Origin of the sequence: Micromonospora sp. CPCC 206061 (assembly GCF_036906915.1) — a bacterium.
In the GTDB taxonomy this organism is placed as follows: Bacteria; Actinomycetota; Actinomycetes; order Mycobacteriales; family Micromonosporaceae; genus Phytohabitans.
Genome location: NZ_JBAKHX010000055.1, coordinates 18,763 through 42,513 on the forward strand (window position 1 = coordinate 18,763; position 23,751 = coordinate 42,513).

The window sequence follows — 23,751 nt, forward strand, 5'->3', positions numbered from 1 at the left end:
CGATGCTATTGGTCGCACTATCTCGGTGCAATAGAAGAATTGATCTCGGAGCAATGATGGACGATTACCGGGTGATCGCGGACGAGATCGCGGCGGACATCGCCGCGGGGCACCTGCGTGCGGGGGAGCGGTTGCCGCCGCAGCGCCGGTTCGCCGCGCATCGGGGCATCGCCGCCTCCACGGCGTCCCGCGTGTACGGCGAACTTGTCCGGCGCGGGCTCGCGACCGGCGAGGTCGGCCGGGGTACCTTCGTGCGCGCGGCAACACCCGGTCCCGAACCGGCGCTCGCCGAGCCCGGCGGCGCCCGCGTCGACCTGGAGTTGAACTTCCCGACCCTGCCCGAACAGGCCGAGATGCTGGCCGCCGGGCTGACCCGGATGCTGCGCCCGGACGTGCTCGCGGCCGGCCTGCGGGCGGCCGGCGCGGCCGGCACCGCGGCGGCCCGGGACGCGGTCGCGGCGCTGCTCACCCGCGGTGGCTGGACGCCCGACCCTGGCCAGATCCTCTTCGCCGGCAGCGGGCGGCAGGCGATCGCCGCGGTACTGGCCGCCCTCGTACGGCCCGGCGAACGGCTCGGGGTGGAGCGGCTCACCTACCCGGTCGTCAAGGGCATCGCCTCCCGCCTCGGCATCCGGCTCGTGCCGCTCGCCATGGACGAGACGGGGCTCGATCCGGACGCGCTGACCGACGCGCTGCCGCTGCGCGCCGTTTACCTGCAGCCCACGGTCCACAGCCCGACGGGGGCCACGATGTCGCTGGAGCGCCGGGCACGGCTGGCGGACCGGGTGCGGACCGCCGGTGTGCCCGTGATCGAGGATTTTATCTGGGGATTCCTCCGTCCCGACCTGTTGCCGCTGGCCGCTCTCGTGCCCGAGCGCACCTACCTTGTCGACAGCCTGTCCAAGCGACTGGCACCGGGCCTGAGCGTGGGGTTCGTCGTGCCGCCGAACGGTAGCGAGCAGGCGGTGGCGTCGGCGCTGCGATCGGGCGCGTGGACGGCGTCGCGGTACGCGCTGGAGGCGGCGACGCAGTGGCTGACCGACGGCACCGCCGCCGAGATCGGGCGGGCCAAGAGGGTCGACGCCGAGCGGCGGCAGCGCACCGTGTCCGAGCGGCTCGCCGGGTTCAGGGTCCACGGTGACCGGTGCGGGTACCACTGCTGGTGGGAGCTGCCGGACCCGTGGCGGGCCGAGACGTTCGTGGCCGCCGCCGCCCGCCGGGGTATCGCCGTCGCGCCCGCGGCCGCGTTCGCCGTCGGCTCGGGGCACGCGCCGAACGCCGTACGGATCGCCCTCGGTACACCGGCGCACGACGCGCTCGAAAGCGCCCTGGACGTGCTCGCCGGACTGGCCCGTGCCGCGCCGGAGGACGCCGCGCCGGAGTGACCCGAGGGCGCTGATCAAGGAGGATCACGCGTGGAGCCTCGCGGCGTGCGCCGGGCAGTCGGTGCGCGTGCTGATCGAGGCGGCCGACGCGAGCACGGCCAGCCTCGTCGAGGCCGGCGTCGACGACGTCCGCGTCACCGTGTAGCGGCGCAGGAGAGAGGCGGGTCGTGCACCAGGCGTGGCGGTGAGGCGCGGGCAATCCCGTTGAGGCCATGGCCGAGGTGCGGCAGGATCGGCTGATGGATCTTGTCGCTCTGTTGCCCGGGTTCGTCGTGGCGGTACTGCTCATCTCCGCCTCGCCGGGGCCGGCCATGGCCCTGATCTTCCGGCGGGCGGCGCTGCACGGCCTGCGCGCCGCGGTGCCCACCGTGTTGGGCCTCGAAGCGGGCCTCTACATGTGGGCGCTCTGCGCGGGTGCCGGGCTCGCCGCGATCGTGGCCGCGTCCGAGGCGGCGTTCATCGCGCTGCGTGTGGCCGGCGCCGCCTTCCTGATCTACCTGGGCGTCAAGGCGTGGCGTACGGCGTGGCGCAACCCCGCGCCGGCCGAGGAGGCGCTGCCGCCGATGGGCCGGCAGGGCTGGTGGAAGGCGTTCGGTGAGGGTGTCGTGGTCATGCTCGCCAACCCCAAGGCGGCCGTGTTCATGGTCGCCTTCTATCCGCAGTTCGTGCCGGCGGACCGGCCGTTGCTGGCGACCACCGCGCTGCTGGCCGCCGCGCAGGTGCTCGTCGAGACCGCCTTCTACCTGACCCTGGCCGCCGCGGTGGGCCGGGCCGGAGCGTGGTTCCGCCGGCCGCGGATCCGGCGCAGGCTCGAAGCGGTGAGCGGCACCGTGCTCGTCGCCCTGGGCCTGCGCCTGGCCACCACGACGCGCTGACGCATTGGGTCAGGTTTGCGGTTTGACTGGAGTCGACATGGTGGTCTCGAACCGGCGTGCCAACGGCGCGCTCGCGGCCCTGTCGGTCGGGACGTTCGTCTACGTGACGACCGAGGTGTTGCCGATCGGCCTGCTCACCGTCATGGCCGCCGACCTGGGCCGTTCGCCGTCAGAGATCGGGTTGCTGGTCACCGGATACGCGTTCGTCGTGGTGCTGGTGTCGCTGCCGCTGACCCACCTCACCCGGCGGGTGCCGCGCCGGCTGCTGCTCACCGTGACGCTCGGCGTGTTCGTCGCCGGTGTCGTGCTGACCGCGGTGGCGCCCGGCTACTGGGTGCTGCTCGTGGCCCGGCTGCTGGTCGCGCTGACCCAGGCGCTGTTCTGGTCGGTGGTCGGCGCGACCGCGACCGGCCTGTTCCCGCCGGAGGTGCGCGGCCGGGCGATCGGGCGGCTGGCGATCGGCACCTCGCTGGCGCCGGTGCTGGGAATCCCGGCGGGCACGTGGCTGGGGCAGCAGGCGGGCTGGCGGGTCACCTTCCTGGTCATGGCCGCCGCCGGGCTGGCCACCTGTGTCGCGGTCGCGGCACTGGTGCCGACGGTCGCGCCGAGCGACGGTGGCGCCGCGCGGGGCATCCATCCCGATCGGCGGCGGTACGTGATCCTGGTGATCGCCTGCGGCCTCGGCGTGACCGGGGCGCTGACCGCGTACACGTACGTGACGCCGTTCCTGCTCGACGTCACCGGGTTCGAGCCGACCGCGCTCGGGCCGTTGCTGGTGGTGATCGGCCTGTCCGGTGCCGTCGGCGCGGTCGCGGTCGGCCGGTACCTCGACCGCCACCCGTGGGCGGCGGTGGCCGTGCCGTTGGGCGCTATCGCCACCGCGCTCGCGATCATGGCTGCCGGCGGCGCCGTCCCGGTGGCGATGGTGGTCGCCCTCGCGATCTACGGGGTGTCGTTCAGCGCGATGGCCGCCGCCATCCAGAACCGGACGCTCCGGATCGCGCCCGGCAGCACCGACATCGCCAGCGCCGGCATCAGCTCCGCGTTCAACGCGGGCATCGCCGGCGGGTCGCTGCTGGGCGGGGTACTGGTGGACACCGCCGGCGTCCGCAGCGTGGCGCTCGCCGGCGCGCTGCTGGTCGCCGCGGCGGTGGCGGTGCTGCTCGGTGAGCGCCTGCTACTTCCGGCGGATCCGGTACTCCAGGACCAGGAACGCCAGGCCGAACAGCGCGAACGCGTGCTCGGCCCGTAGCTCGCCGCCCTCGGCCCACACGTCGAGGTGTTCGGCGAACCCGTGCACCGCGAGGGTGGTCAGCTCGCCACTGCCCGCGTCCACATAGGTCAGGTAGTGGCCCGGCTGGTCGAGCTCGCTGCGGCTGGTCAGCACCAGGCCGCCGCCCGGTCGCGGGCGCGGCGCGAGCGTCGCGGTGAAGCTGCCCTCCGGCACCGGAAAGCCCACGCTGACGTACCCGTGCCCGTCGCGCCGGTAGGTCGTGTAGATGCCGACGTAGATCGGCTCGTCGGTGTCCACGAAGGACCGGATCCAGCCGCGCACGCTCACCACACCGCCGGGCGCGTCGCTGATCGTGTCGATGCGGCTGCGCACGCCGCGCTGCGCCTCGCGCTGGTTCATGGGCACGCTGGCCTGGCCCAGCGGGCGCGCCACGAGCGTGCGGTAGAGCAGGTAGCCGGGGCGCACCCACAGCCGCCAGTGCGGCACGATGTCGAGGGCGAACCGCGTGGTGTGCTCGTAGAACTCGCGCACCAGCGGGTCGACGCCAGCGGGGTCGAAGCCGGGCCCGGCCAGCTCGTCGAGCGACGCCACGATGCCCACATCGGCCGCGTCCGGCTGATAGTGGCCGCCGAGCGTCTCGGCCAGCTCCTTGACGTACCCGGTGCCGACATACGCGGTGCGCGCGGCCAGCGGTACGACGAAGGGGAGCCGCTCCGGCGGTACCGCCTCGGCGAGGAGCTCGACCTGCGCGTCGCGGAACAGGACTGCGGCGAGCGACCGGAAAGCCACGACGGCCGCCGCGGCGGCGACGGCGGCCGGCGCCGACGGCCAGGCCGTCCAGAACACCAGCCCAGCGCCGAGGCCGACGACCGGCCCGAGCGCCACCTTCTGCGGGCGGATGCCGAGCGCGCCGGCGGCGGTAGCGGCGACGAGCGCGACCACGAGCGGCCCGGCGCCGGTCAGCGCGCCCAGCGCCCAGCCCAGCGGCGCCGCGACCGCGCCGCTTGCCAGGATGCGCGACCACAGCGGGGGTAACTCGTTCGGGTGCTGTTGCGAGCGGGCGACGGCCTCGGCGACCGCGAGCAGCGCCCCACCGGCGAGCGCGCCGGCCAGGATCGCCCACCCACCCCGGCCTGCGGCGATGCTCGCACCGGCGATCGCTCCGATCACCGCCGCGACGTGCACCGAGCCGTGCTTCCTGTCCGCCTTCGCCACGGCCGAGAATGTACTCGGCAGATGTGACCCGCTCGTGACCCGCGTTGCGCGCTGCCCGATAGGCTCATGCGGTGATCAGATCGCGCGGTTCGAGTAGCGATGAGCGGTTGCGCCGTATCGAGGCCATAACCGACGCCACGCTGTCGCAGCTGCGCTCGCAGGATCTGCTCGACGTGCTCCTCGATCGGGTGTGCGATCTGATGGACGTCGATACCGCGGTGGTCCTGCTGCTGGACGCGCACGCCCAGCAGCTGGTCGCGACCGCCGCGAAGGGCCTCGAGGTCGAGGTCGAGCAGGGGTTCCGGCTAGCGGTGGGCCGCGGGTTCGCGGGGCGGGTGGCGCGCGACCGGACGCCGGTGGTGATTCCGGACCTCTCGGTGGCCGACATCGCCAATCCTTTGCTGCGGGAAAAGGGCCTGTCGTCGCTGCTTGGCGTGCCGATGCTCGCGGCGGGCGAGCTGGTCGGCGTGCTGCACGTGGGATCGCTGGCCCCCCGGGAGTTCAGCGAGGGCGACATCCAGCTGCTGCAGCTCGTGGCGGAGCGCGCGACCCTGGCCGCGCAGGTCCGCACGAGCGAGATCGACCGGATGGCCGCCCTGGCGTTGCAGCGCAGCCTGCTGCCCAGCCGTCTGCCGGGGGTGCCCGGGCTGGAGCTGGCCGCGCGGTACCTGCCCGGCCACGACACCGGCGTCGGCGGAGACTGGTACGACGTCTTCCACCTGCCGTCCGGCTGGCTGGGCGTGGTCATCGGCGACGTGTCCGGCCACGGCCTGCCGTCCGCCGTGGTGATGGGGCGGCTGCGCAGCGCCCTGCGGGCGTACTCGCTGGAGTGCGACGACCCGGCGGACGCCCTCGCCCGGCTGGACCGCAAGATTCACCACTTCGAGGCGGGCAGCCTGGCGACTGTCCTGTACGGCATGATCAGCCCGGATCGGGAGCAGGTGGTGATCTCCCTCGCCGGGCACCCGCCGCCGGTGCTCGCGCCGCTGGACCGCGAGGCGCAGATGGTGCGGGTGCCGACCGACCTGCCGCTGGGCACCGGGCGGCCGGAGCGGCGGCGCTCCACCACGGTCGACCTGCCGGCCGGGGCGGTGCTGGTCTGCTACACCGACGGGCTGGTGGAGCGGCGCGGCGAGTACATCGACCTGGGGCTGGAGCGGCTGCGGCTGGCGGTCGAGCCGGGGCCGGCGGAGGTCGTGTGCGCCACCGTGATCTCGGCGGTGGCGGCCGAGTTGCCGACCGACGACGTCGCCCTGCTCGCGATCCGGAGGCCGTAGCGCACGGCACACCGGGGGTGGCTTGCATCGTCATGCGGTCGAGCGCATATACTTCTGACCGTGTCCAAGGTGCTTACCTCCCTGCCTGTCGGTGAACGTGTCGGGATCGCCTTCTCCGGCGGCCTCGACACCTCTGTAGCGGTCGCGTGGATGCGCGAGAAGGGCGCCGTGCCGTGCACCTACACCGCTGACATCGGCCAGTACGACGAGCCCGACATCGCGTCGGTGCCCGGCCGAGCCACCGCGTACGGCGCGGAGGTCGCGCGCCTGGTCGACTGCCGGGCGGCCCTCGTGGAAGAGGGCCTCGCGGCCCTCGCCTGCGGCGCGTTCCACGTCCGGTCCGGCGGCCGCGCCTACTTCAACACCACACCGCTCGGGCGGGCGGTCACCGGCACGCTACTGGTCCGCGCCATGCTGGAGGACCGCGTACAGATCTGGGGCGACGGCTCCACCTTCAAGGGCAACGACATCGAGCGGTTCTACCGGTACGGCCTGCTGGCCAACCCGTCGCTGCGGATCTACAAGCCGTGGCTCGACGCCGACTTCGTCACCGAGCTCGGCGGCCGCACCGAGATGTCCGAGTGGCTGCTCGCCCACGGCCTGCCCTACCGCGACAGCATCGAGAAGGCGTACTCCACGGACGCGAACATCTGGGGCGCCACCCATGAGGCGAAGTCACTGGAGCACCTCGACACCGGCATCGAGATCGTCAACCCGATCATGGGCGTGCGGTTCTGGGACCAGGACGTCGAGATCGCCCCGGAAGACGTCACGATCGGCTTCGAGCAGGGCCGGCCGGTGACGATCAACGGCAAGGAGTTCGCCACGGCCGTCGACCTGGTGCTGGAGGCCAACGCGATCGGGGGCCGGCACGGCATCGGCATGTCCGACCAGATCGAAAACCGGATCATCGAGGCCAAGAGCCGGGGCATCTACGAGGCGCCGGGCATGGCGCTGCTGCACGCGGCCTACGAGCGGTTGGTCAACGCGATCCACAACGAGGACACGCTCGCCAGCTACCACAGCGAGGGCCGGCGGCTCGGCCGGCTGCTGTACGAGGGGCGCTGGCTGGACCCGCAGGCGCTGATGCTGCGCGAGTCGCTGCAGCGCTGGGTGGGCGCGGCGATCACCGGCGAGGTGACGCTGCGGCTGCGTCGCGGCGAGGACTACTCGATCATCGACACCACCGGTCCCGCGTTCAGCTACCACCCCGACAAGCTGTCGATGGAGCGCACCGAAGACTCCGCGTTCGGCCCGGTCGACCGGATCGGCCAGCTCACCATGCGCAACCTCGACATCGCCGACTCGCGGGCCAAGCTGGAGCAGTACGCCGGGCTCGGCATCGTCGGGCCGCGACTGATCAGCGGCGCCCCGACCTCCCGCACGGAGCTGATCGGTGCGATGCCCGAGGGTGGTGCCGAGGCGATCGCGTCGCGCGGTGAGGGCACGGCCGACGAGGAACTGCTCGACAACGCGGCCATGGAGGCCGGCACCGACTGATCTAGCGAAGCGCCAGATCTGATCTCGCACCCCCTCTCGCGCCTATTGGCGAGAGGGGGTGACCTCATGGCGGCACTTCGGGTCGCGGTGATCATCGGGAGTACCCGGGAAGGCCGGGCCGGCGACACGGTGGCCGGCTGGTTCCTCGCGCGGGCCGGCCGGCCCGACGGGGTCGAGCTGGCCGTCATCGATCTCATCGACTACAAGCTGCCGTCCCGGTACCCGGCGCGGGCCACCCCGGCGATGGCCGCGCTCGCCGCGAGCATCGGGCGCGCGGACGCCTTCGTGGTCGTGACACCCGAGTACAACCGGAGCTTTCCGGCGTCGCTCAAGCAGGCGATCGACTGCGCCTACGACGAGTGGCGGGCCAAGGCGGTCGGCTTCGTGTCGTACGGCAGCGGGTCCGATGGCGTGCACGCGGTCGAGCAACTGCGGTGCGTCTTCACCGAGCTGCACGCCGTGACGGTGCGCGACGAGGTGCGGGTGGACCTGATGCGGCCGTTGCCCCATGACGCCCGGGCCGTCACCACCATGCTCGACCAGCTCATCTGGTGGGGCGAGGCGCTGCGGGACGCCCGCGCCGCACGTCCCTACGTTTCCTGAGCCTTACGTGTCCTGAGGGGAAGAAACCATGACAGAATTCGCAATCGAGACTTCGGGTCTCGTCAAGACGTTCGGCAGCACCAGAGCCGTCGACGGCATCGACCTCGCCGTCCCGGCGGGTGCGGTGTATGGGGTGCTGGGGCCGAACGGCGCCGGCAAGACCACGGCGGTCAAGATGCTGGCCACGCTGCTGCGGCCGGAATCGGGCAGCGCCCGGGTGTTCGGCCACGACCTGCTGCGCGAGGCCGACGCGGTGCGCGGGCTGGTGAGCCTGACCGGGCAGTACGCCTCGGTCGACGAGGACCTCACCGGCATCGAGAACCTCGTGCTGCTCGGCCGGCTGCTCGGCCACCGCAAGGCGGCCGCCAAGGAGCGCGGCGCGCAGCTGCTCGACGCGTTCGGGCTCACCGAGGCGGCGGGCAAGCAGGTCAAGAACTACTCCGGCGGCATGCGCCGCCGGCTGGACATCGCCGCCAGCATCCTCAACACGCCCAAGCTGCTGTTCCTGGACGAGCCCACCACCGGGCTCGACCCGCGCAGCCGGAACCAGGTGTGGGACATCGTGCGCGCGGTCGTCGCACACGGCACGACCGTGCTGCTCACCACGCAGTACCTGGACGAGGCGGACCGCCTGGCGAGCCGGATCGCGGTGATCGACCACGGGAAGGTCATCGCCGAGGGCACGCCGGGTGAGCTGAAGTCGTCGGTGGGTCGCGGTGCGATCCACGTGCGGTTGCGCGACGCCGATCAGCGCGGCAAGGCGGAGTGGGTGCTGTCGGAGGCGCTCTCCGCCCCGGTGCAATTGGACGCCGATCCGGTAGCACTGACCGCGCGCATCTCGGGGCACGAGACCGAGCGCGGCGCGGCCGAGCAGGCGTCGCGGGCCCTCGTGGCGCTCGCCGAGGCCGGCATCACGGTCGACGACTTCTCCCTCGGCCAGCCCAGCCTGGACGAGGTCTTCCTGGCCCTTACCGACAAGCCCGCCACCGACCAGCCCACGCGGCACGAGGAGATTTCGGCATGACCACCGCGACCACCACCGAGGCCCCCACCACCCACACCTTCTCGCCCGAGATCCTCAGCACGGTCCTCGCGCCGGGGTCCAATCCACCGCGCCCGAGCGCGCTGTCGGCGTCGATGACGTTCGGCTGGCGGGCCATGCTGAAGATCAAGCACGTGCCCGAGCAGCTCTTCGACGTCACCGCGTTCCCGATCATGATGACGCTGATGTTCACGTACCTGTTCGGCGGCGCCCTGGCCGGCTCGACGACCGAGTACCTCCAGTTCCTGCTGCCCGGCATCATGGTCATGAGCGTCGTGATGATCACGATGTACACCGGGATCGCCGTCAACACGGACATCCAGAAGGGCGTGTTCGACCGGTTCCGCACGCTGCCGATCTGGCGACCGTCCACGATGGTCGGTTACCTGCTCGGCGACGCGTTCCGGTACACGATGGCCTCCACGGTCATCCTGCTGGTCGGGCTCGTGCTCGGCTTCCGCCCCGACGGCGGCGTCCTCGGCGTCCTTGCCGGCATCGGCGTGCTGGTGGCGTTCTCGTTCGCGTTCTCCTGGCTGTGGACGATGTTCGGGCTGTTGCTGCGCACGGAGAAGTCGGTGATGGGAGTCAGCATGATGGTGCTGTTCCCGCTGACGTTCCTCAGCAACGTGTTCGTCGAGCCGACCACCATGCCCGGCTGGCTGCAGGCGTTCGTCAGCGTCAACCCGATCTCGCACCTGGTGGCGGCGGTGCGGGCGCTGATGGACGGCGGCTGGGACACCGAGGCGATGACCTGGGTGATCGCCTCGGGTGTGTTCTTCACGGTGGTGTTCGGCGCGCTGACGATGCGCCTGTACAACCGCAAGTAGCGCTACCTCACCGCACCCTGTTTCGTCGATCAAGGGCAAACGCACGCGTGCGTTTGCCCTTGATCCATGCGGTTGTCACAGCGCGCGGCGGGCGGCCGCGTGGGTGTGCTCGTACTCGGCGCGGCGGCGGAGCATGACGACGAACATGAGCGGCAGCATCGCGACGTGCGTAGCGATCATCAGGACACCGCCGGATATGGCGCCCGCCATGCTCAGCGGCGCGAGCAGGACGGCCGGCGCGGACATGGCCGCCACCATCTCCAGGGTGGCGGCCCACCCATGCCCGCGATAGCGCATCCAGACCACCATCCCGACCGACATGTCGAAGGCCATTCGCAGCGCCATCGCCTCGGGCGAAGAGGGAAGCGCCAGCCCGGTGACCGCCTCGGCGCCGGCCCACGCCGCGGCGAGAACGCCCATACTGACGAACATCGCGACGACCATCTCCACGAAGTGGCGTTTCATGCTGGCGTCCTCCCGATCGGGTACCCCAGGGGGGTATGGTATGTCGATCCTGGGAACATACCAGCCAGGGGTATGCCGAGCAAGCCCAACTTTTCCGACCGCTGCCCCAAGGAACCGGACGGAATACGACGCCTGACGTATGCGCACCGGTGGATGGCATGCCACTGTGGAACACGCGCGACTGTGCGGAAGCGGGGCAGATGCGGTGGCGGACGGGGGAGATGCGGTGGCGGGAGTGCGGATCGCTGTGCTGGGGCCGTTCGAGGTGTCGGTGGACGGTCGCCCGGTGACGTTGACGGCGGGGCGGCTGCGCACGGTGCTCGTGGTGCTGGCGCTGGCGGCGGGTGAGCCGGTCACAGTGGACCGGCTGGCCGCCGCCGTGTGGGGAGAGGACCTGCCCAAGGACGCGCGGCGGACCGCGCAGCTGTACGTGACGCGGCTGCGGCGGCGGCTGGGGGCCGCCGCCATCCGCACCGCGCCGAGCGGGTACGTCCTGGACATCGAGCCGGACCGGGTCGACGCGGTGCGGTTCACGCGGCTGCTCGACGAGGCCGCGGCCGCCACCGGCGCGGAGGCCGAGCGGCAGTCGCTGGTGGAGGCGCTGGCGCTGTGGCGCGGCGAGCCGTTCGAGGGTGCGCGCTCGACGTGGCTGGACGGGGTGGAGGCGCCGCGCCTCATCGACCGGCGGCTGGCCGCGCTGGAGCGGCGGATCGAGCTCGACCTGGCCACGCGGCGAGGTGCTGACCTGGTCGGCGAGCTGCAGAGCCTGACGGCTCGCTACCCGCTGCGGGAGTGGCTCTGGGGCCACCTGATGACCGCGCTGTACCGGGCCGGCCGGCGAGCCGACGCCCTGGCGGCCTACCAGCGGCTGTACCGGCTGCTAAGCGACGAACTGGGCATCGAGCCGAGCCAGCAGATCGCCAAGATCCACCGCGGCGTCCTCAACGGCGACGCGCCGCTCGACCCGGCAACGGCCAGCGCCTGACTCGCCCTGCCACCGCCGCGCCAGCTGCCGGCCGCGACCGGCCACTTCGCCGGCCGCGACCGGCCACTTCGCTGGCCGCTCCAGCAGTCTCGCTCAGCTCGACGCGCTTCTACCGTCCGAAGTGGACGCGCAACCAGACGCGATGCCGCGCGACGGTCCGTGAGCGTCGCTATGCGGAGGCTCTCAAGGGCTCGAGGGCGGCTAGGACGAGGTCGAGGCCGAAGACGAACTCCTCCGCCGGGTCGTAGCCGGCAGCGACGAGCGCCGCGGCGGACTCGTTGAGGTAAGGGAACTCGTCAGGAGGAAGCTGGGGCAGGAAGACGTCCTCGGTCATGTCCGCGAGCTCATCGGCGGTGTCGAACGGCAGGCTGGCTTCCTGCAGGGCGAAACCGTAGACATAGCTGTCGAGCAACCAGTTGGCGTGCGTCGCCATCAGGACCGAGAAGCCAGCCCTCCGCAGGCAGGCGGTGACCGCTTCGCGGTGGCGGAGGTTCGCGGGCCCGGGCGATGTCCGCGACTCCATCAGGCCGATCGCCCACGGGTGGCGTGCGAGAACCTGTCGGGCGGATGCCGCCCGCCGTCGCATCGCTGACTGCCAGTCGGTCCCTTCGGGCGGGAGGTCGATCTCCTCGAACACGATGTCGATCATGGCGTCCAGCAACTCCTCCTTGCTCGCCACGTAGTAGTAGAGCGACATCGCGCCTGCGCCGAGCGCGCCAGCCAGCCGGCGCATGCTCAGTCCGTCGACCCCCTCGCGGTCGGCGAGCCGGACCGCCTCGATGACCACCCGTTGCTTGCTCAGCCCCGCGTCTGACGCGACCTGGCGTTGTTCCTTCGCAGACACGGGTCTCCTCGCTCCCTCGAATGGCTTGACAATCGTCCAGCGTACGGTCTTGGTACAGTGTACTATTCGTAGTACGCTGTACGACGTACGGTGTACGAATCAGCGAGGGTCGTAGCTCGGACGTGAGGAGGCTTCTGTGGGAATCGAACAGCGATCGAACGCCGGAGCATGCCTGGCGCCGGGGCGAGTCCGGCCGGGGGCGACAGCGATGCGGGGCCGCCATCCAGCACCGCTGCGGCCCGCCCTCAGCGCTCGAGTCGTCCGAGGTCTGGCTGCCGCTGCCCGGTCTAGGCGATGTGCTCGTCCAGGTGGGTGCGGCCTCGGTACATCCCTGCCGTCACTCCGGCGGAGGGACCGCTCTTCTCGAAAGAAGAACCGATGACCACCCGAACGAAAACCCCGAACCTGCTCGACAACCCGCCGATCCCCGTGCAGGCCAAGCTCGCCGCCGCATGGACCAGCTTCATGTTCCTCTACATTTACGTCGACTACTTCCACCTCTACAAGCCCGGCGTCATCGATAACCTCCGCGCCGGCGTCGTCTTTGAGTTCGACATCAGCCCGACGTTGTTGACCATGATGCTCGCGTCCGTGGCGATCCCCGCCCTGATGGTGATGCTCTCCATGACGCTGCCCGCCCGGGTGAACCGCGCCACGAACCTCGTCGTTGCATCGCTCTACATCCCCTACTCGGCGGTCAACGCGGCAGGGGAGTCCTGGGACTGGGCCTCCTTCTACGGCCTCTCCATCGGACTCGAGGTGCTGCTCCTGGCCTTCATCCTGCGCTCCGCCTGGACCTGGCCTCGAACCCCCGCCGTCCCAGCCGATCCCGCAACGACCGACCTTCGACAGGACCTTCGACAGTAGGTATCCGTGTAAAAAGTCCGCACCGGCGGCCGCCAGCCTCGCCGGCCTGCCACCGCGCGGGTGCGCGAACTGCTCACCGAGCTCGTGCGCATCCACATGCTTGTGGAGCACGCACCAGGCCGGTACGCCCTGCACGACCTGTTGCGGGCGTACGCGACCGAGCAGGCCGCCCGGTGGGACTCCGGCGACCAGCGCCGGGCCGCGGTCCGCCGGGTCCTCGACCACTGATCACGAGGTGGTCGCGGGCAGCGGGGCGCCGCGGCGAAGTTGCCTTCCGGTCAGGTAGCGGCGGCGGTCGGTGATGAGGATGGTGGCGAAGGCGCCGATGGCGAGCCAGACGGCCAGGTGCGTTGCGCCGGTCAGCAGCCCCGGGCCGCCGGTGACCATGGCGCGCAGCGCGAGGGTCGCCGCGTGGGTGGGCAGGTATCCGGCGACCGTGTACAGCGGACCGGGCAGTGTGGACAGCACCCCGGTGGCGGCGGTCAGCACCAGCACCGCGAGCGAGGCCAGCCGCCCCGGCCGCCCGAAGATCGCGGTCACGGCCTGGTTGAGCGCGACGAACGCCGCCGACGCGAGCAGCGCGACGGCCAGGAAGCCGAAGGCGCGACCGATGCCGAGGTCCAGCACCGGCACGGCTATCGCGGTGATGGCGAGCGCCGCGAGCGCGGCGGCGGTGGCGCCCGGAAGCGCGGCGCGGACGATGATGCGCCAGGTGGGCTCGCGGGCGGTCAGCACCGCGTCGGGGACCGCCCGGGTGACGATGTACGTAGCCAGGGCGAGCGCCCACAGCGCGAGGGCGGCGATCAGGGTGACGGCGAGCGTGCCGACCGGGGTGCGGTCGGTGGTGGCGGTGCTGGGATCGGCGACGACGGTCTTGAGGTGTGCGCGCTCGGCGTCCGAATAGGACGGTACCTGGTCGCGCCCCTTGCCCAGCTCGGTGGCGAGCTGCTTGGTGCCCTCGTCCACCCGCCCGGCACCGGTGTTGACCTTCCCCGCCCCCTTGGCGAGGTCGGTGGCGCCCGCCGCCACCTGCTCGGCGCCGTCCGAGAGCTGCCGCGCGCCGCTGTTCGCCCGCTGTATCCCGTCGTCGAGCTGGCGGGCGCCGGCCGCGGCGCTGGCGATCCCGCTCGCGAGGCTCCCGGCGCCGCCCGCCAGTTGGGCGTTGCCGCTGGCAACCTGCCGGGCGCCGGTCGCGAGCGCCGTGACGGACTCGCGCGCCTCGACGGCGGCGCCACGGATGCGGGCCTTGGCACCGTCGATCGCGTCGGCGTCCCGCGCGAAGCGGCGCGCCGCGTCGTCGAGGCGCTGGCAGAACGCCGCGCCGCCGCCGGCCGGTCCACATTGGCCGGCGAGGCGCTGGAACTCGGCCGCGGCCGCGGCAGCCGAGGGCAGCGCGTCGATCGCGGCGATGATCCGGTTGGCGAGCGGCACGACGGTGGCGGCGAGCTGCTCGTTACCCCGGGCCACTCGCGCGGCGCCGTCGGCCAGATGGCGGGTGAGCTGGGGGAGGCGCGCGGTGTCGCGCTCCGCCTCGGTCAGCCCGCCGGACAGCCGCGCCGATCCGGCGGCCAGCTGCGCGGTACCGTTGGCGAGTTCGTCGGCGCCGGTGGCCAGCTGGCCCGCGGCCGTCGCCAACCGCTCGGCGCCCTCGTCGACCTGCCTGGCGCCCGTGCGGAGCCGGCCGGTGCCGCTGGCGAGCTGGCTCGCGCCGTTGGCGCCCTTGCCGATCTGCTCGTGGATCGTGCCGAACGCGACGTACACGTTGTCCAGGTAGGTCTGCACGACCTGCTGGTTGAGCGTGCGCCGCGTCGCCTCGGCCACCTCGGCGCTCAGCGCGGGATCGGCCACGCCCGCGGCGTCGGAGGTGCGGATGCGCAGCTCCGCCTTGGTGGCGGCGAGAGGTTTGCCGGTGGCCGCGGAGGTGGCCCGCGCGGAGAAGTCCTTCGGGATGGTGACCGTGGCCGCGTACGCGCCGCTGGCCAGGCCGTCCGTGGCGTCCTCGCTGTCGGTGAGCACCCACGTGTAGGCGGAGTCCGCGTTGTGGGTGAGGTCGCCGGCCAGCTGCCGGCCGAGCGGGACGGTCTGGCCGTTCACCGTCACCGGTTCGTCGTCGTTCACGACCGCGGCGGTGGCGGTGCCGTGGTCGGTCTCCGGTGACCAGTACGCCCACGTGAGCAGGCCGGCGGTGAGGACGGGTACGACGATGAGGCCGGCCCAGGTGCGCCAGGTCAGCGGGGCGGAGGCGAGGGCACGGGCGGAGTCGGCGAACGGCGTGAGCATCAGGGAACCTCCGCGAGCGGTGCGGGCGAAGCGGCGAGCGTGAGCAGGTGGGTGCCTTCGGGTAGCAGGTCGCGTACCCGGTCCGGATCCTGGCAGGTGAGCACGACCGAGACGTGCCGACCGGCGGCCGTGCGGCGCCGGCCGAGGATGTCGCGCACGGCGGCGCGGGCGTCGGTGCGCAGCACGAGGTCGACGTCGTCCAGCAGAACCAGGTCGACGCCCTCGTCGAGCGCGGCGTTGACCGCGCCGGCCGGGTCGTGGACCTCGTGGCAGCGCGCGACCGCGACCGACCGGCGCAGCGCGTGCGCGTGCTGGGGCAGCACCCGGCCGAGCACCTTCAGGTCTCCCTTGTGGGCGGTCACCCGGCCGGCGAGGGTCATCAGCAGCGCGGTCTTGCCGATCGGGCCGGGCCCGTGGATCACGAGGACATCGCCGCGCGGCAGGTGGATGTCGACGCCGGCGTATACGGCGTGGCCGCGGTCGTCGTCGAGACGCAGGTCGCGTGCGCTGACCGCCTCGTCGGCGCCGGGCCAGTCGGCCAGGCGCAGCTCGTGGACCAGGGCGTCGCCTTCGGCGTCGAAGACCGGGAGGGCCCTATCGAGCTTGGGCGGCAGGCCCCAGGCGCGGTGCCCGAGCAGGGCCAGCACCGCCGGTACCAGGGTCATGCGCACCAGGAACGCGTCGACGAACACCCCGACGGCGAGGCTGAACGCGATGGGTTTGACGGTGGCGCTGCCCTCGGGTACGAACGCGGCGAAGACGGCGAACATGATGACCGCGGCGGCGGCCACGACACGCGACGCGGAGACGAACCCGGACTCGATGGCGTGAGCCGGGTCTCCATGATGGACGTAGTGCTCGCGGATGCGGGAGACGAGCAAGACCTCGTAGTCCATGGCGAGTCCGAACAGGACACCCATGAGGACGATGGGCAGGAAGCTGATGACGCTGCCGGTGTGCGTCACGCGCAGGTGCTCGGCGAGGTGCCCCTGCCCGAACACGAACCACGTCGCGCCGAACGCGGCACCCACCGACAGCAGGTATCCGGCGGTCGCCTTGATGGGCACCCAGACCGACCGGAACACCATGGCCAGCAGGACCAGCGACAGTCCGACGACCAGGATGCCGAACGGCAGCAGCGCGCCACCGAGCTTGGCCGACACGTCGATGCCGATGGCGGTGATGCCGGTGACGGCGGTCCGGGTGCCGTACGCGTCGAGGAAGTGCTTCTCCTGCTCCCGCAGCGTGGTGACGAGCTTCTCGGTCTCGGGCGAGTCCGGTGCGCTGGCCGGGACCACCTGGATGACGCCGGTGTCGCCCTTGGGGTTGGGCGTCGCGAGGGGCACGGAGGCCACCCCGGGCAGCGCGCGGATCTCGGCGGCGATCTTGTTGACGAGGCCAACCGGGTCGGTGCTGGTGATGATGTCCGCCGTCACGATCAGCGGCCCGTTGTACCCGGGTCCAAAGTGGTCGCTGACCACGTCGTACGCCGCGCGGGCCGGGCTGCCCTCGGCCTCGGTGCCGTTGTCGGGCAGCGCCAGCCGCAGGCCGGCCGCGGGGAGCGCGCACACCGCGAGGCCGGCGACCACGACCAGCACGGTGACCAGCGGCGCGCGCGTGACCGCGCGCACCCACCATCGCGCGATCCGCGGCCGCGGCCTGCGGGTCTTCTTCTTGGTTCGCGGGCGCAGCCATCCGCCCGCGAACGACAGCAGCGCCGGCACCAGCGTGACCGCGATGGCGACCGCCAGGCTGACGGCGGCCGCCGCGGCGACGCCCATCGTGGTGAGGAACGGGACCCCGGCGACCCCGAGCCCCAGCAAGGCGATCACCACGGTCAGCCCGGCGAAGATCACCGCCGATCCGGCGGTGGCCGTGGCTCGCGCGATCGACTCCTCGACGTCGAGCCCTTCGGCGAGCTGGTCGCGATGCCGGGAGAGCAGGAACAGCGCGTAGTCGATGCCGACCGCGAGGCCGAGCATGACCGCCAGCATCGGCGCGGTCGACGAGATCGGCGTGACCAGCGTCGCCATGAAGATCACTCCGACGGCGATGCCCACGCCGAGCACGGCCGTCAGCAGCGGCATCACCGCCGCGATCAGTGACCGGAACGTCAGCAGCAGTACGAGCAGCGCGATGACCAGGCCGGTCCCCTCGGTGGGGCTGAGCCTGGGTACCCGGTTGGAGAACGCGTCGCCGCCGGTGTATACGCGGGCGCCGTCACCGACGGTCGACGCCAGGTCGGCGGCGATGGCCGACAGGTCACTCTTCGTCGCCGGCGTGACCTGGGCGAGGTCCACGGTGAGCGGTATCGCGATCAGGGTGGCGCGGCGGTCCGCCGACATCGCGGGTTCCGCCACGGTCGCGACCTGTGTGACTCCTTTGATCCGCTCTACCGTCGCCGACGTGGCGGCCTTGGTCTGCGCCGTGTCGACCCGCCGCCCCTCCGGCACGACCAGCACGAGTTGGGCGGAGGCGCCGCTGACCTCGGGAAACACCCGGCCGAGGTAGTCGAGGGCGTCCTGTGACTCCGAGCCCGGTATCGCGAACGTGTCGTCGGTGCCCTGGTTGAACGTCGAGGCGAGGCTGCCCATCGCGAGCAGAGCGAACAACCACACCGCGAGTACCAGCCCGCGAGCCCGCACGGCGGTACGGCCCAACCGGTAGAGGAATGACGACACAGCGGCTCCCGGCTCGATCGCTAGTTACGGGGTGTAACGATCAGGCGAGCCGAAGATCACGCCCGATCCACGGCGGCTTGCGCGGATCGGGGGCCTCGGCCATCATCATTGGATGATCCTCAACCGAAAGGGCGTCCACGCCCTCGCGCGATGACCGCGCCCGTGCGGCGCAGTGACGCCGCACGATCTCCGGTTGGCCTTCGTAGCACCACCGCTCACGACCTGTGGCAGCGCGCTGTCCACCTCAGGCAGGAGTGGCTGGAGCACGGGCTGTGCACACAACCGGCCGACAGGACGACCGCCGAGCGCAGCCTGGCGGCCATCTACGCGACCATGTCCCGTCCCCGACCGCGGTTCGAGTGGGTGGACTCGCCGGCCAAGGCGTTGCCCTTGGTGGGTGCGCTGCCGACGCTCGAGGCGCTCTACGGCTGGGTCCGGGATCCGCGTCCACCCGGACCGCCACCCTTGGCCAGCGATCTCGCGATGATGGTGTCCCGGCTGCGGGCCGCCCTGAGCGCGGGCGTCGTCCACAGTGACCCGGAGCTGTCTCCGGCGCGCCGGGGCAAGAACAAGGAGCCGTGGCCCGAGCTGCCGCCGCCGCGCGCACTCGACACGGGGGTGCCGCTGGGCGTCGTCCTGCACCAGGGCGTCCGCGGCACGCTGCACCGCAGCCTGGCCACCGGGTTCGCCCTGCGCGTCCGGGACGCGCTGGCCGGTGACGGCCCGGTGCCGGTGTGCTGGTACGGGCAGCAGGACGTGGCCTGGGTCGGGTACTACGACGTCCTGCGGCGACTGGGACTGGCCCAGTACGGGTCGGACGAGACGAGCCAACTCGGCGACTGGGCCGCGCTGGCACGTTCGTGCGGCTGGTGGTGGCCCGGCGACGACGTGTGCGTCGTGGTGGAGCGGCCCCAGACCGTCCACACCGAACAGTTGCCCGGCACCTGGCACGACGAGGTCCGGCTGGAGCGCCGCGGTGTGCGGTACCGCGACGGGTGGTACCCGATGCTGACCTGACGCGAAGGCCGGCCGGGGCGCGGCGCTAGCCGCCCCCGGCCGGTGCGTCAGGCCCCGTCGATGGTGAAGGCGATCTCGCCGGTGTTCTTCGCCGATGGTGGGTCGTTGTTGAGCCACCCCAGGTCGAGCAACTGCAGGGCGTACTGGCCCGGTGCCGGCCACGTCAGGGTGAACAGGACCGTCTTGTCCCTGGCCACCTGCTTGGCGCCGAGCAGGTCGTGTACCCCGAAGGTGGGCGCCTCGACGGTGACCTTGTCGGGGAGCTTGAGGCGGTTGTTTCGCTCGTCGAGGTTCTGGCCGCCAGGGCGGCCGCTGGCGCCGTGGTACGTGATGGTGACCAGGCAGGCCAGGTGGCGCTGGCTGTCCTTGATCTGGTACCCGCTGTCGAGGTTGTCCGGGCGTATCTCGCACCTGGTGACCGCCATCGTCAGGGCACCGGCCGACACGGTCTTGTTCTCCAGCACGGTCTTCGGCTCCAGCGAGACGAGCTTGCCCTTGTCCCCGAACGGAAGCACCGCCTGGAGCTCGCCGGCCCGGCCCACGGTCAGTACCGCGTCGGCGAGCCTCGGCGGTGGCTCCTGGACGCGGAAGCCGTACGTGACGGTGCCGGTCGCGAGCGCGGGCAATGGCTCGAAGCGGTCCGTGAAGCCCTCGTAGCTCTCGCCGCCCACGTTGAGGACCATGTCGACGCCCGGGTACGCCCCCTGGTTGGCGAGGTTCTGCACGGTCGCGCCGATGGTCAGCGGCGGGTCCTTGGACGCGTCGTACTCCGCCGTCCCGAAGGTCATCTTGCGGCCGCCGTACCAGACGGTCTTGTCGATCTTCGCGGTCTGCCGGTTCGCGCCGGGCTCGGCTTCCTCCACCTTCGGCTCCTTGCCGGCCGTGATGCTGCCCGGGTCACCGCCCTTCTCGTCACCGCCTGAGCGGTCATCCAACCACCGGTACCCGGCGACCCCACCGGCGGCCATCAGCACCAGCGCTGCCGCGGCGGCGGTCAGGGCGAGCGGCCGGGTCCGCCGGCGCGGCATCCGGTCGGACACGTGCGGGCGGGTGGGCGGCTCCGGCCACACCGGCGCGAGGGGCACGGACCGGGTCGTGTCGGCGGCGGGCGCCGGCGAGGCGGGCGCGGCCGAGACTGGCAGCGGCGGCGGGACCGGATAGGCGGATCCTGGGGACGCGGGCGCGGCCGACACCGGCGCCGCCGGTGGTTCACCGGGCGGTGCCGCCGCTAGGCTGCCCAGCGCGACCACCAGCTCCGGCTGCTCGATGACCGTCGGGGCGATCCCGAGGCGCTGGTGCAACATGGTGCCCACCAGCGGGATCCGGCTCGACCCGCCGACCAGGAACAGCCCCGCGACCTGGCTGGCCGCCAGCCCGGTGCGGGCCAGCAGCGCCTCGGTCTCCTCGACGGTGCGCGCGATCCACGGCCGGGCCCGCTCCTCGAACTGCTCCCGCGTCACGTGCGCGTTCGTGTCGAACAGCGGCACGTGCACCGCCGCGCTCGGGGCGCGCGACAGCTGCTCCTTGGCCGCCCGCGCGTCCTCCCACAGCGCCCGCCGGGCCCGCCGCGTGTTGTCCTCATCGGACTGTCGCAGCCGTGTCCACAGTGTCGCGTCGCGTGTGGACATCGCCTCGCCGACGAGGTCGACGAGCACCGCGTCGAGGTCGAGGCCGCCGACGTCGATGCCGTCGCTGGCGAGCACGTCCCAACCCTGGTCGGGGCGGCGGCGCAGCACGCTCGTGTCGAACGTGCCGGCGCCGAAGTCGTACACCACCAGCCCGGCGCCGGTGGGCACGGGCCGGCCGAGCACCGTCGTGAAGTAGGCCGCGGCCGCGACGGGCTCCGGCACGAGGGTCAGGGATCGCAGGCCCGCGAGGTGGGCGGCCTCCGCGAGCACGGTGCGCCGCGTCGTCGCCCAGTTGGCCGGGTACGTGAGCACGGTCGTCCCCGGCGAGCCGCCGCCGACCCGGCCGGCCTCGTCCGCGACCCGGCGCAGGGTCGCGGCGAGGAGCTCGGCGACCGGGTACTCCCGGCTGCCCAGCAGGACAGTGCCGTCGTCTATCCGACGCTTGGGGTTGGGCTCGAAGCGGGTCGGGTCGAGCCGGGCGCCGCGTTCGGCGTCCCGTCCGGCGACCAGCGGCCGGCCCTCCTCGGCGAAGACGGCCGAGGAGAGCAGCGGGCTGGAGTCGAACAGCAGCTGTTGTACCTGCGTACCCCGCACCGCGAGGGACGCGACCGTGTGCGTCGTACCAAGATCGATACCAAGTGACGACGCCGTGTATCCGAGCACGGCGCCACCGTAGCGACGCACGTCAACGGCGGCCCGCCGCCTCGATGGCGAGACCGGTCGCGCAGAGCAGGTCCTCGCCGTCCATCGGCCCGACGAGCTGCAGGCTGGCGGGCACCGGCAGCCCGGGGGAGGGCACCGGCATCGCCAGGGCCGGTACGCCCGCGAGGTTGAACGGCGCCGTCAGCTGGGTGAACGGGAAGCCGGCGGAGTCCGCCACCAGCGGCGGCACCCCTACCAGCGTCGGTAACGCTAGCAGCTCCACCTCGTCCAGGACGGCCGCGATCTCCGCCTGCCAGCGCTGCCGGATGGCCATGCCCTCGTCCAGCTGCTCCCCAGTGACGGCTCGCCCCGCGTGCAGGCCCTGGTTGACGAAGGCGCCCAGGCCGTCGGCGTCGAGCAGTGCGTGGTGTGCCCTCCACAGCTCGCCCGTGATGATCCAGTGCAGGGCCCAGTTCGTGGCGTCCCAGCCCGGCAGTCGCACGTCGCGCGCCTTCAGCCCCGCCGCGTCGAGGGCGGCGTCGACGGGCTCCTCGACGGCGTTGTCGACGCCCTCGATCCGCAGCCGGCCGACGGTGCGGGCGGGGCGCGGTGCGACCGTCCACCCCGGTGCGAGCAGGCGCATCCCGGTGGCGACGTCGGTGACGGTGCGGGCGATCGGTCCAACGGTGTCCAATGTGGGCGCTAGCGGCCAGACACCCTCTGTGGGTACGCGTCCCCAGGTCGTCTTCAGGCCGACGATGCCGCAGCAGGCCGCGGGGATGCGCACCGAGCCGCCGGTGTCGGTACCCAGGCCGATGTCGGCCTCCCCGGCGGCGACCGCGACCGCGCTGCCGCTCGACGAGCCGCCCGGCATGCGGTCCGGCGCCAAGGGGTTGACCGGGGTGCCGAACGCGGCGTTGTCGCCGGCTGGGTTGACGCACAGCTCGGTCAGCGTCGTCTTACCGACGATGGCGGCGCCCGCCGCGCGGACTCCGGCCAGACACGCGGCGTCGGCGGTGGCCGGCACCGCCCGCTCGCGCACCGCGGCGCATCCGGCGGCCGTGACGAAGCCGGCGATGTCGATGGCGTCCTTGACGGCGACCCGGAGGCCGTCCGGTGCCCCGAGAGGCGGGTCGAAGCGCTGGATCCAGGTGGTCACGCTGAGAACCTACCCGGGAACCTGGTGTCCTAGGATGCTTTAGGTGGTGTGGTGGGTGGCACGCTGGAGGGGCCGAGGCCGGCGGGAAACCCCGGCGGCGGCCGCCCCGAGGCACAGGTCGTTCACAGGTAAGCCACAACTGGCTCATCGGAGCGGCATCGAGAGTGAGTCGTGGCGCCAGGTGGCGTCATCACCATGATCGGAGGAGTCATGCCGCACCAGCCGCGAAAGTCGGTCCCGACCTACGAGGGCCGTCCGTTTCCGAGGCCCGACGAGGAGCTCGTCGACCAAGGGCTCGGCTTCGACCTCGGCACCGTGATGGGGCGCCGGCGGATGCTGCAGGCGCTGGGTCTGGGCATCGCGGGCGTCGGCCTCGCGGCGTGCGGGTCGAACAACGGCTCGTCCTCCTCGCCCCCCTCCTCGTCGTCGTCCGCTTCGCCGTCGTCGTCCGCGACGACCGCCGCCAGCGCGACCGGTGAGATCCCCGAGGAGACCGCCGGCCCGTACCCGGGCGATGGCTCCAACGGCCCCAACGTGCTCGACGACAGCGGCATAGTGCGCGCCGACATCACCAAGAGCTTCGGCGACGGGAGCGGCACCGCCGACGGCGTGCCGATGACGCTCGAACTCGACATCAAGGACCTGGCAAACGGCGGCTCGGCGTTCGCCGGCGTCGCGGTCTACGTCTGGCACTGCGACCGCGAGGGCCGGTACTCGATGTACTCCGACGGCGTCACCGACCAGAACTACCTGCGAGGCGTGCAGATCGCCGACTCCGCGGGCAAGGTCAAGTTCACCAGCATCTTCCCGGCCTGCTACGACGGCCGGTGGCCGCACATCCACTTCGAGGTGTACCCCGACCAGGCCAGCATCACCGACTCCAGCAATGTGATCGCGACCTCGCAGGTGGCGCTGCCCAAGGACGTCTGCGAGAAGGTGTACGCGACCTCCGGGTACGAGCAGTCGGTGTCGAATCTGTCAAAGGTCTCGCTGTCCAGCGACAACGTCTTCAGCGACGACGGCGGCGCCAGCCAACTCGCCGCCGTATCCGGTGACATCAGCTCCGGGTACACGGTCCTGCTCTCCGTCGGTGTCGACACGACCACCTCGGCGGGCGGCGGCGGCCAGGCCCCCAGCGGCGGCGGTGGGCCCGGCGGCAGCTCCCCACCGTCACGCTGACCGTGACGGTGCGGGGCTGCAGTGGTGCCAGCGACCTTAGACCTCG

General features: G+C 72.1%; 21 protein-coding genes. 14 read left to right on the plus strand and 7 right to left on the minus strand.

Features of this window, described 5'->3' with window-relative positions; translation table 11 throughout:
• Positions 1-56 precede the first annotated feature (56 nt).
• The 4 genes from V6V89_RS28600 (at position 57) to V6V89_RS28615 (ending at position 3,512) form a co-directional block, all read left to right on the plus strand.
• The gene (locus V6V89_RS28600) at positions 57-1,385 is read left to right on the plus strand and encodes an aminotransferase-like domain-containing protein (protein WP_334622569.1); all 1,329 of its coding nucleotides are present in this window, start codon (positions 57-59) and stop codon (positions 1,383-1,385) included.
• Positions 1,354-1,530: a hypothetical protein gene (locus V6V89_RS28605; protein ID WP_334622600.1), complete on the plus strand. Its 177-nt coding sequence runs from the start codon at positions 1,354-1,356 to the stop codon at positions 1,528-1,530. Before V6V89_RS28600 ends, V6V89_RS28605 begins: the two co-directional genes overlap by 32 nt.
• A gap of 94 nt (positions 1,531-1,624) precedes the next feature.
• A complete protein-coding gene (locus V6V89_RS28610) occupies positions 1,625-2,260 on the plus strand; it encodes a LysE family translocator (RefSeq protein ID WP_334622570.1) in 636 nt (211 codons plus the stop codon).
• A gap of 37 nt (positions 2,261-2,297) precedes the next feature.
• Positions 2,298-3,512 carry an MFS transporter gene (locus V6V89_RS28615; RefSeq protein ID WP_334622572.1) on the plus strand — a complete coding sequence of 405 codons (1,215 nt, stop codon included), beginning with the start codon at positions 2,298-2,300 and terminating at the stop codon, positions 3,510-3,512.
• Here V6V89_RS28615 and V6V89_RS28620 read toward each other — a convergent pair.
• A complete protein-coding gene (locus tag V6V89_RS28620) occupies positions 3,438-4,709 on the minus strand; it encodes a hypothetical protein (protein ID WP_334622573.1) in 1,272 nt (423 codons plus the stop codon). The two genes, V6V89_RS28615 and V6V89_RS28620, sit on opposite strands and share 75 nt — an antisense overlap.
• A 71-nt stretch (positions 4,710-4,780) precedes the next feature.
• Between V6V89_RS28620 and V6V89_RS28625 the strand changes: the two genes are divergently transcribed.
• The 5 genes from V6V89_RS28625 to V6V89_RS28645 all read left to right on the plus strand — a co-directional run bounded on the left by V6V89_RS28625 (position 4,781) and on the right by V6V89_RS28645 (position 9,958).
• Positions 4,781-5,986, plus strand: coding sequence for a PP2C family protein-serine/threonine phosphatase (locus V6V89_RS28625; RefSeq protein WP_334622574.1), 1,206 nt, complete (start codon positions 4,781-4,783; stop codon positions 5,984-5,986).
• Positions 5,987-6,046: 60 nt separating this feature from the next.
• The gene (gene argG, locus V6V89_RS28630) at positions 6,047-7,486 is read left to right on the plus strand and encodes an argininosuccinate synthase (protein ID WP_334622575.1); all 1,440 of its coding nucleotides are present in this window, start codon (positions 6,047-6,049) and stop codon (positions 7,484-7,486) included.
• Between the two features lie 66 nt (positions 7,487-7,552).
• On the plus strand, positions 7,553-8,089 hold the full coding sequence (locus V6V89_RS28635; RefSeq protein ID WP_334622576.1) for an NADPH-dependent FMN reductase: 537 nt from the start codon (positions 7,553-7,555) through the stop codon (positions 8,087-8,089).
• Between the two features lie 28 nt (positions 8,090-8,117).
• Entirely contained in the window at positions 8,118-9,113 is a 996-nt protein-coding gene (locus V6V89_RS28640; protein ID WP_334622577.1) for an ATP-binding cassette domain-containing protein, read from the plus strand.
• The gene (locus V6V89_RS28645; protein WP_334622578.1) at positions 9,110-9,958 is read left to right on the plus strand and encodes an ABC transporter permease; all 849 of its coding nucleotides are present in this window, start codon (positions 9,110-9,112) and stop codon (positions 9,956-9,958) included. The genes V6V89_RS28640 and V6V89_RS28645 overlap by 4 nt, the downstream gene beginning before the upstream one ends.
• 75 nt (positions 9,959-10,033) lie before the next feature.
• Here V6V89_RS28645 and V6V89_RS28650 read toward each other — a convergent pair whose 3' ends face one another.
• On the minus strand, positions 10,034-10,423 hold the full coding sequence (locus tag V6V89_RS28650) for a hypothetical protein (RefSeq protein WP_334622579.1): 390 nt from the start codon (positions 10,421-10,423) through the stop codon (positions 10,034-10,036).
• A gap of 226 nt (positions 10,424-10,649) precedes the next feature.
• On the opposite strand from V6V89_RS28650, the gene V6V89_RS28655 reads away from it, so the two are divergent.
• The gene (locus V6V89_RS28655; protein ID WP_334622580.1) at positions 10,650-11,408 is read left to right on the plus strand and encodes an AfsR/SARP family transcriptional regulator; all 759 of its coding nucleotides are present in this window, start codon (positions 10,650-10,652) and stop codon (positions 11,406-11,408) included.
• Positions 11,409-11,577: 169 nt separating this feature from the next.
• On the opposite strand, the gene V6V89_RS28660 is transcribed toward V6V89_RS28655, so the two are convergent.
• Complete coding sequence (locus tag V6V89_RS28660) at positions 11,578-12,252, minus strand: TetR/AcrR family transcriptional regulator C-terminal domain-containing protein (RefSeq protein ID WP_334622581.1); 675 nt, start codon at positions 12,250-12,252, stop codon at positions 11,578-11,580.
• A gap of 378 nt (positions 12,253-12,630) precedes the next feature.
• Here V6V89_RS28660 and V6V89_RS28665 point away from each other — a divergent pair, with 378 nt between their 5' ends.
• Together V6V89_RS28665 and V6V89_RS28670 are read left to right on the plus strand one after the other, a co-directional pair.
• Positions 12,631-13,119: a DUF6326 family protein gene (locus V6V89_RS28665; RefSeq protein ID WP_334622582.1), complete on the plus strand. Its 489-nt coding sequence runs from the start codon at positions 12,631-12,633 to the stop codon at positions 13,117-13,119.
• A gap of 60 nt (positions 13,120-13,179) precedes the next feature.
• Complete coding sequence (locus V6V89_RS28670) at positions 13,180-13,347, plus strand: hypothetical protein (RefSeq protein ID WP_334622583.1); 168 nt, start codon at positions 13,180-13,182, stop codon at positions 13,345-13,347.
• Here V6V89_RS28670 and V6V89_RS28675 read toward each other — a convergent pair whose 3' ends face one another.
• Together V6V89_RS28675 and V6V89_RS28680 are read right to left on the minus strand one after the other, a co-directional pair.
• Positions 13,348-15,399, minus strand: coding sequence for a YhgE/Pip family protein (locus V6V89_RS28675; protein WP_334622584.1), 2,052 nt, complete (start codon positions 15,397-15,399; stop codon positions 13,348-13,350).
• Complete coding sequence (locus V6V89_RS28680; protein WP_334622585.1) at positions 15,399-18,080, minus strand: MMPL family transporter; 2,682 nt, start codon at positions 18,078-18,080, stop codon at positions 15,399-15,401. The genes V6V89_RS28675 and V6V89_RS28680 overlap by 1 nt, the downstream gene beginning before the upstream one ends.
• A gap of 150 nt (positions 18,081-18,230) precedes the next feature.
• Here V6V89_RS28680 and V6V89_RS28685 point away from each other — a divergent pair, with 150 nt between their 5' ends.
• On the plus strand, positions 18,231-19,097 hold the full coding sequence (locus V6V89_RS28685) for a DUF6745 domain-containing protein (protein WP_334622586.1): 867 nt from the start codon (positions 18,231-18,233) through the stop codon (positions 19,095-19,097).
• Positions 19,098-19,144: 47 nt separating this feature from the next.
• On the opposite strand, the gene V6V89_RS28690 is transcribed toward V6V89_RS28685, so the two are convergent.
• Entirely contained in the window at positions 19,145-21,388 is a 2,244-nt protein-coding gene (locus tag V6V89_RS28690; protein ID WP_334622587.1) for an Hsp70 family protein, read from the minus strand.
• A gap of 22 nt (positions 21,389-21,410) precedes the next feature.
• Entirely contained in the window at positions 21,411-22,526 is a 1,116-nt protein-coding gene (locus V6V89_RS28695; protein WP_334622588.1) for an amidase, read from the minus strand.
• Between the two features lie 195 nt (positions 22,527-22,721).
• Here V6V89_RS28695 and V6V89_RS28700 point away from each other — a divergent pair, with 195 nt between their 5' ends.
• Positions 22,722-23,705, plus strand: a complete 984-nt coding sequence (locus V6V89_RS28700) for an intradiol ring-cleavage dioxygenase (protein WP_334622589.1) — start codon at positions 22,722-22,724, stop codon at positions 23,703-23,705.
• The last annotated feature ends 46 nt before the right edge of the window (positions 23,706-23,751 follow it).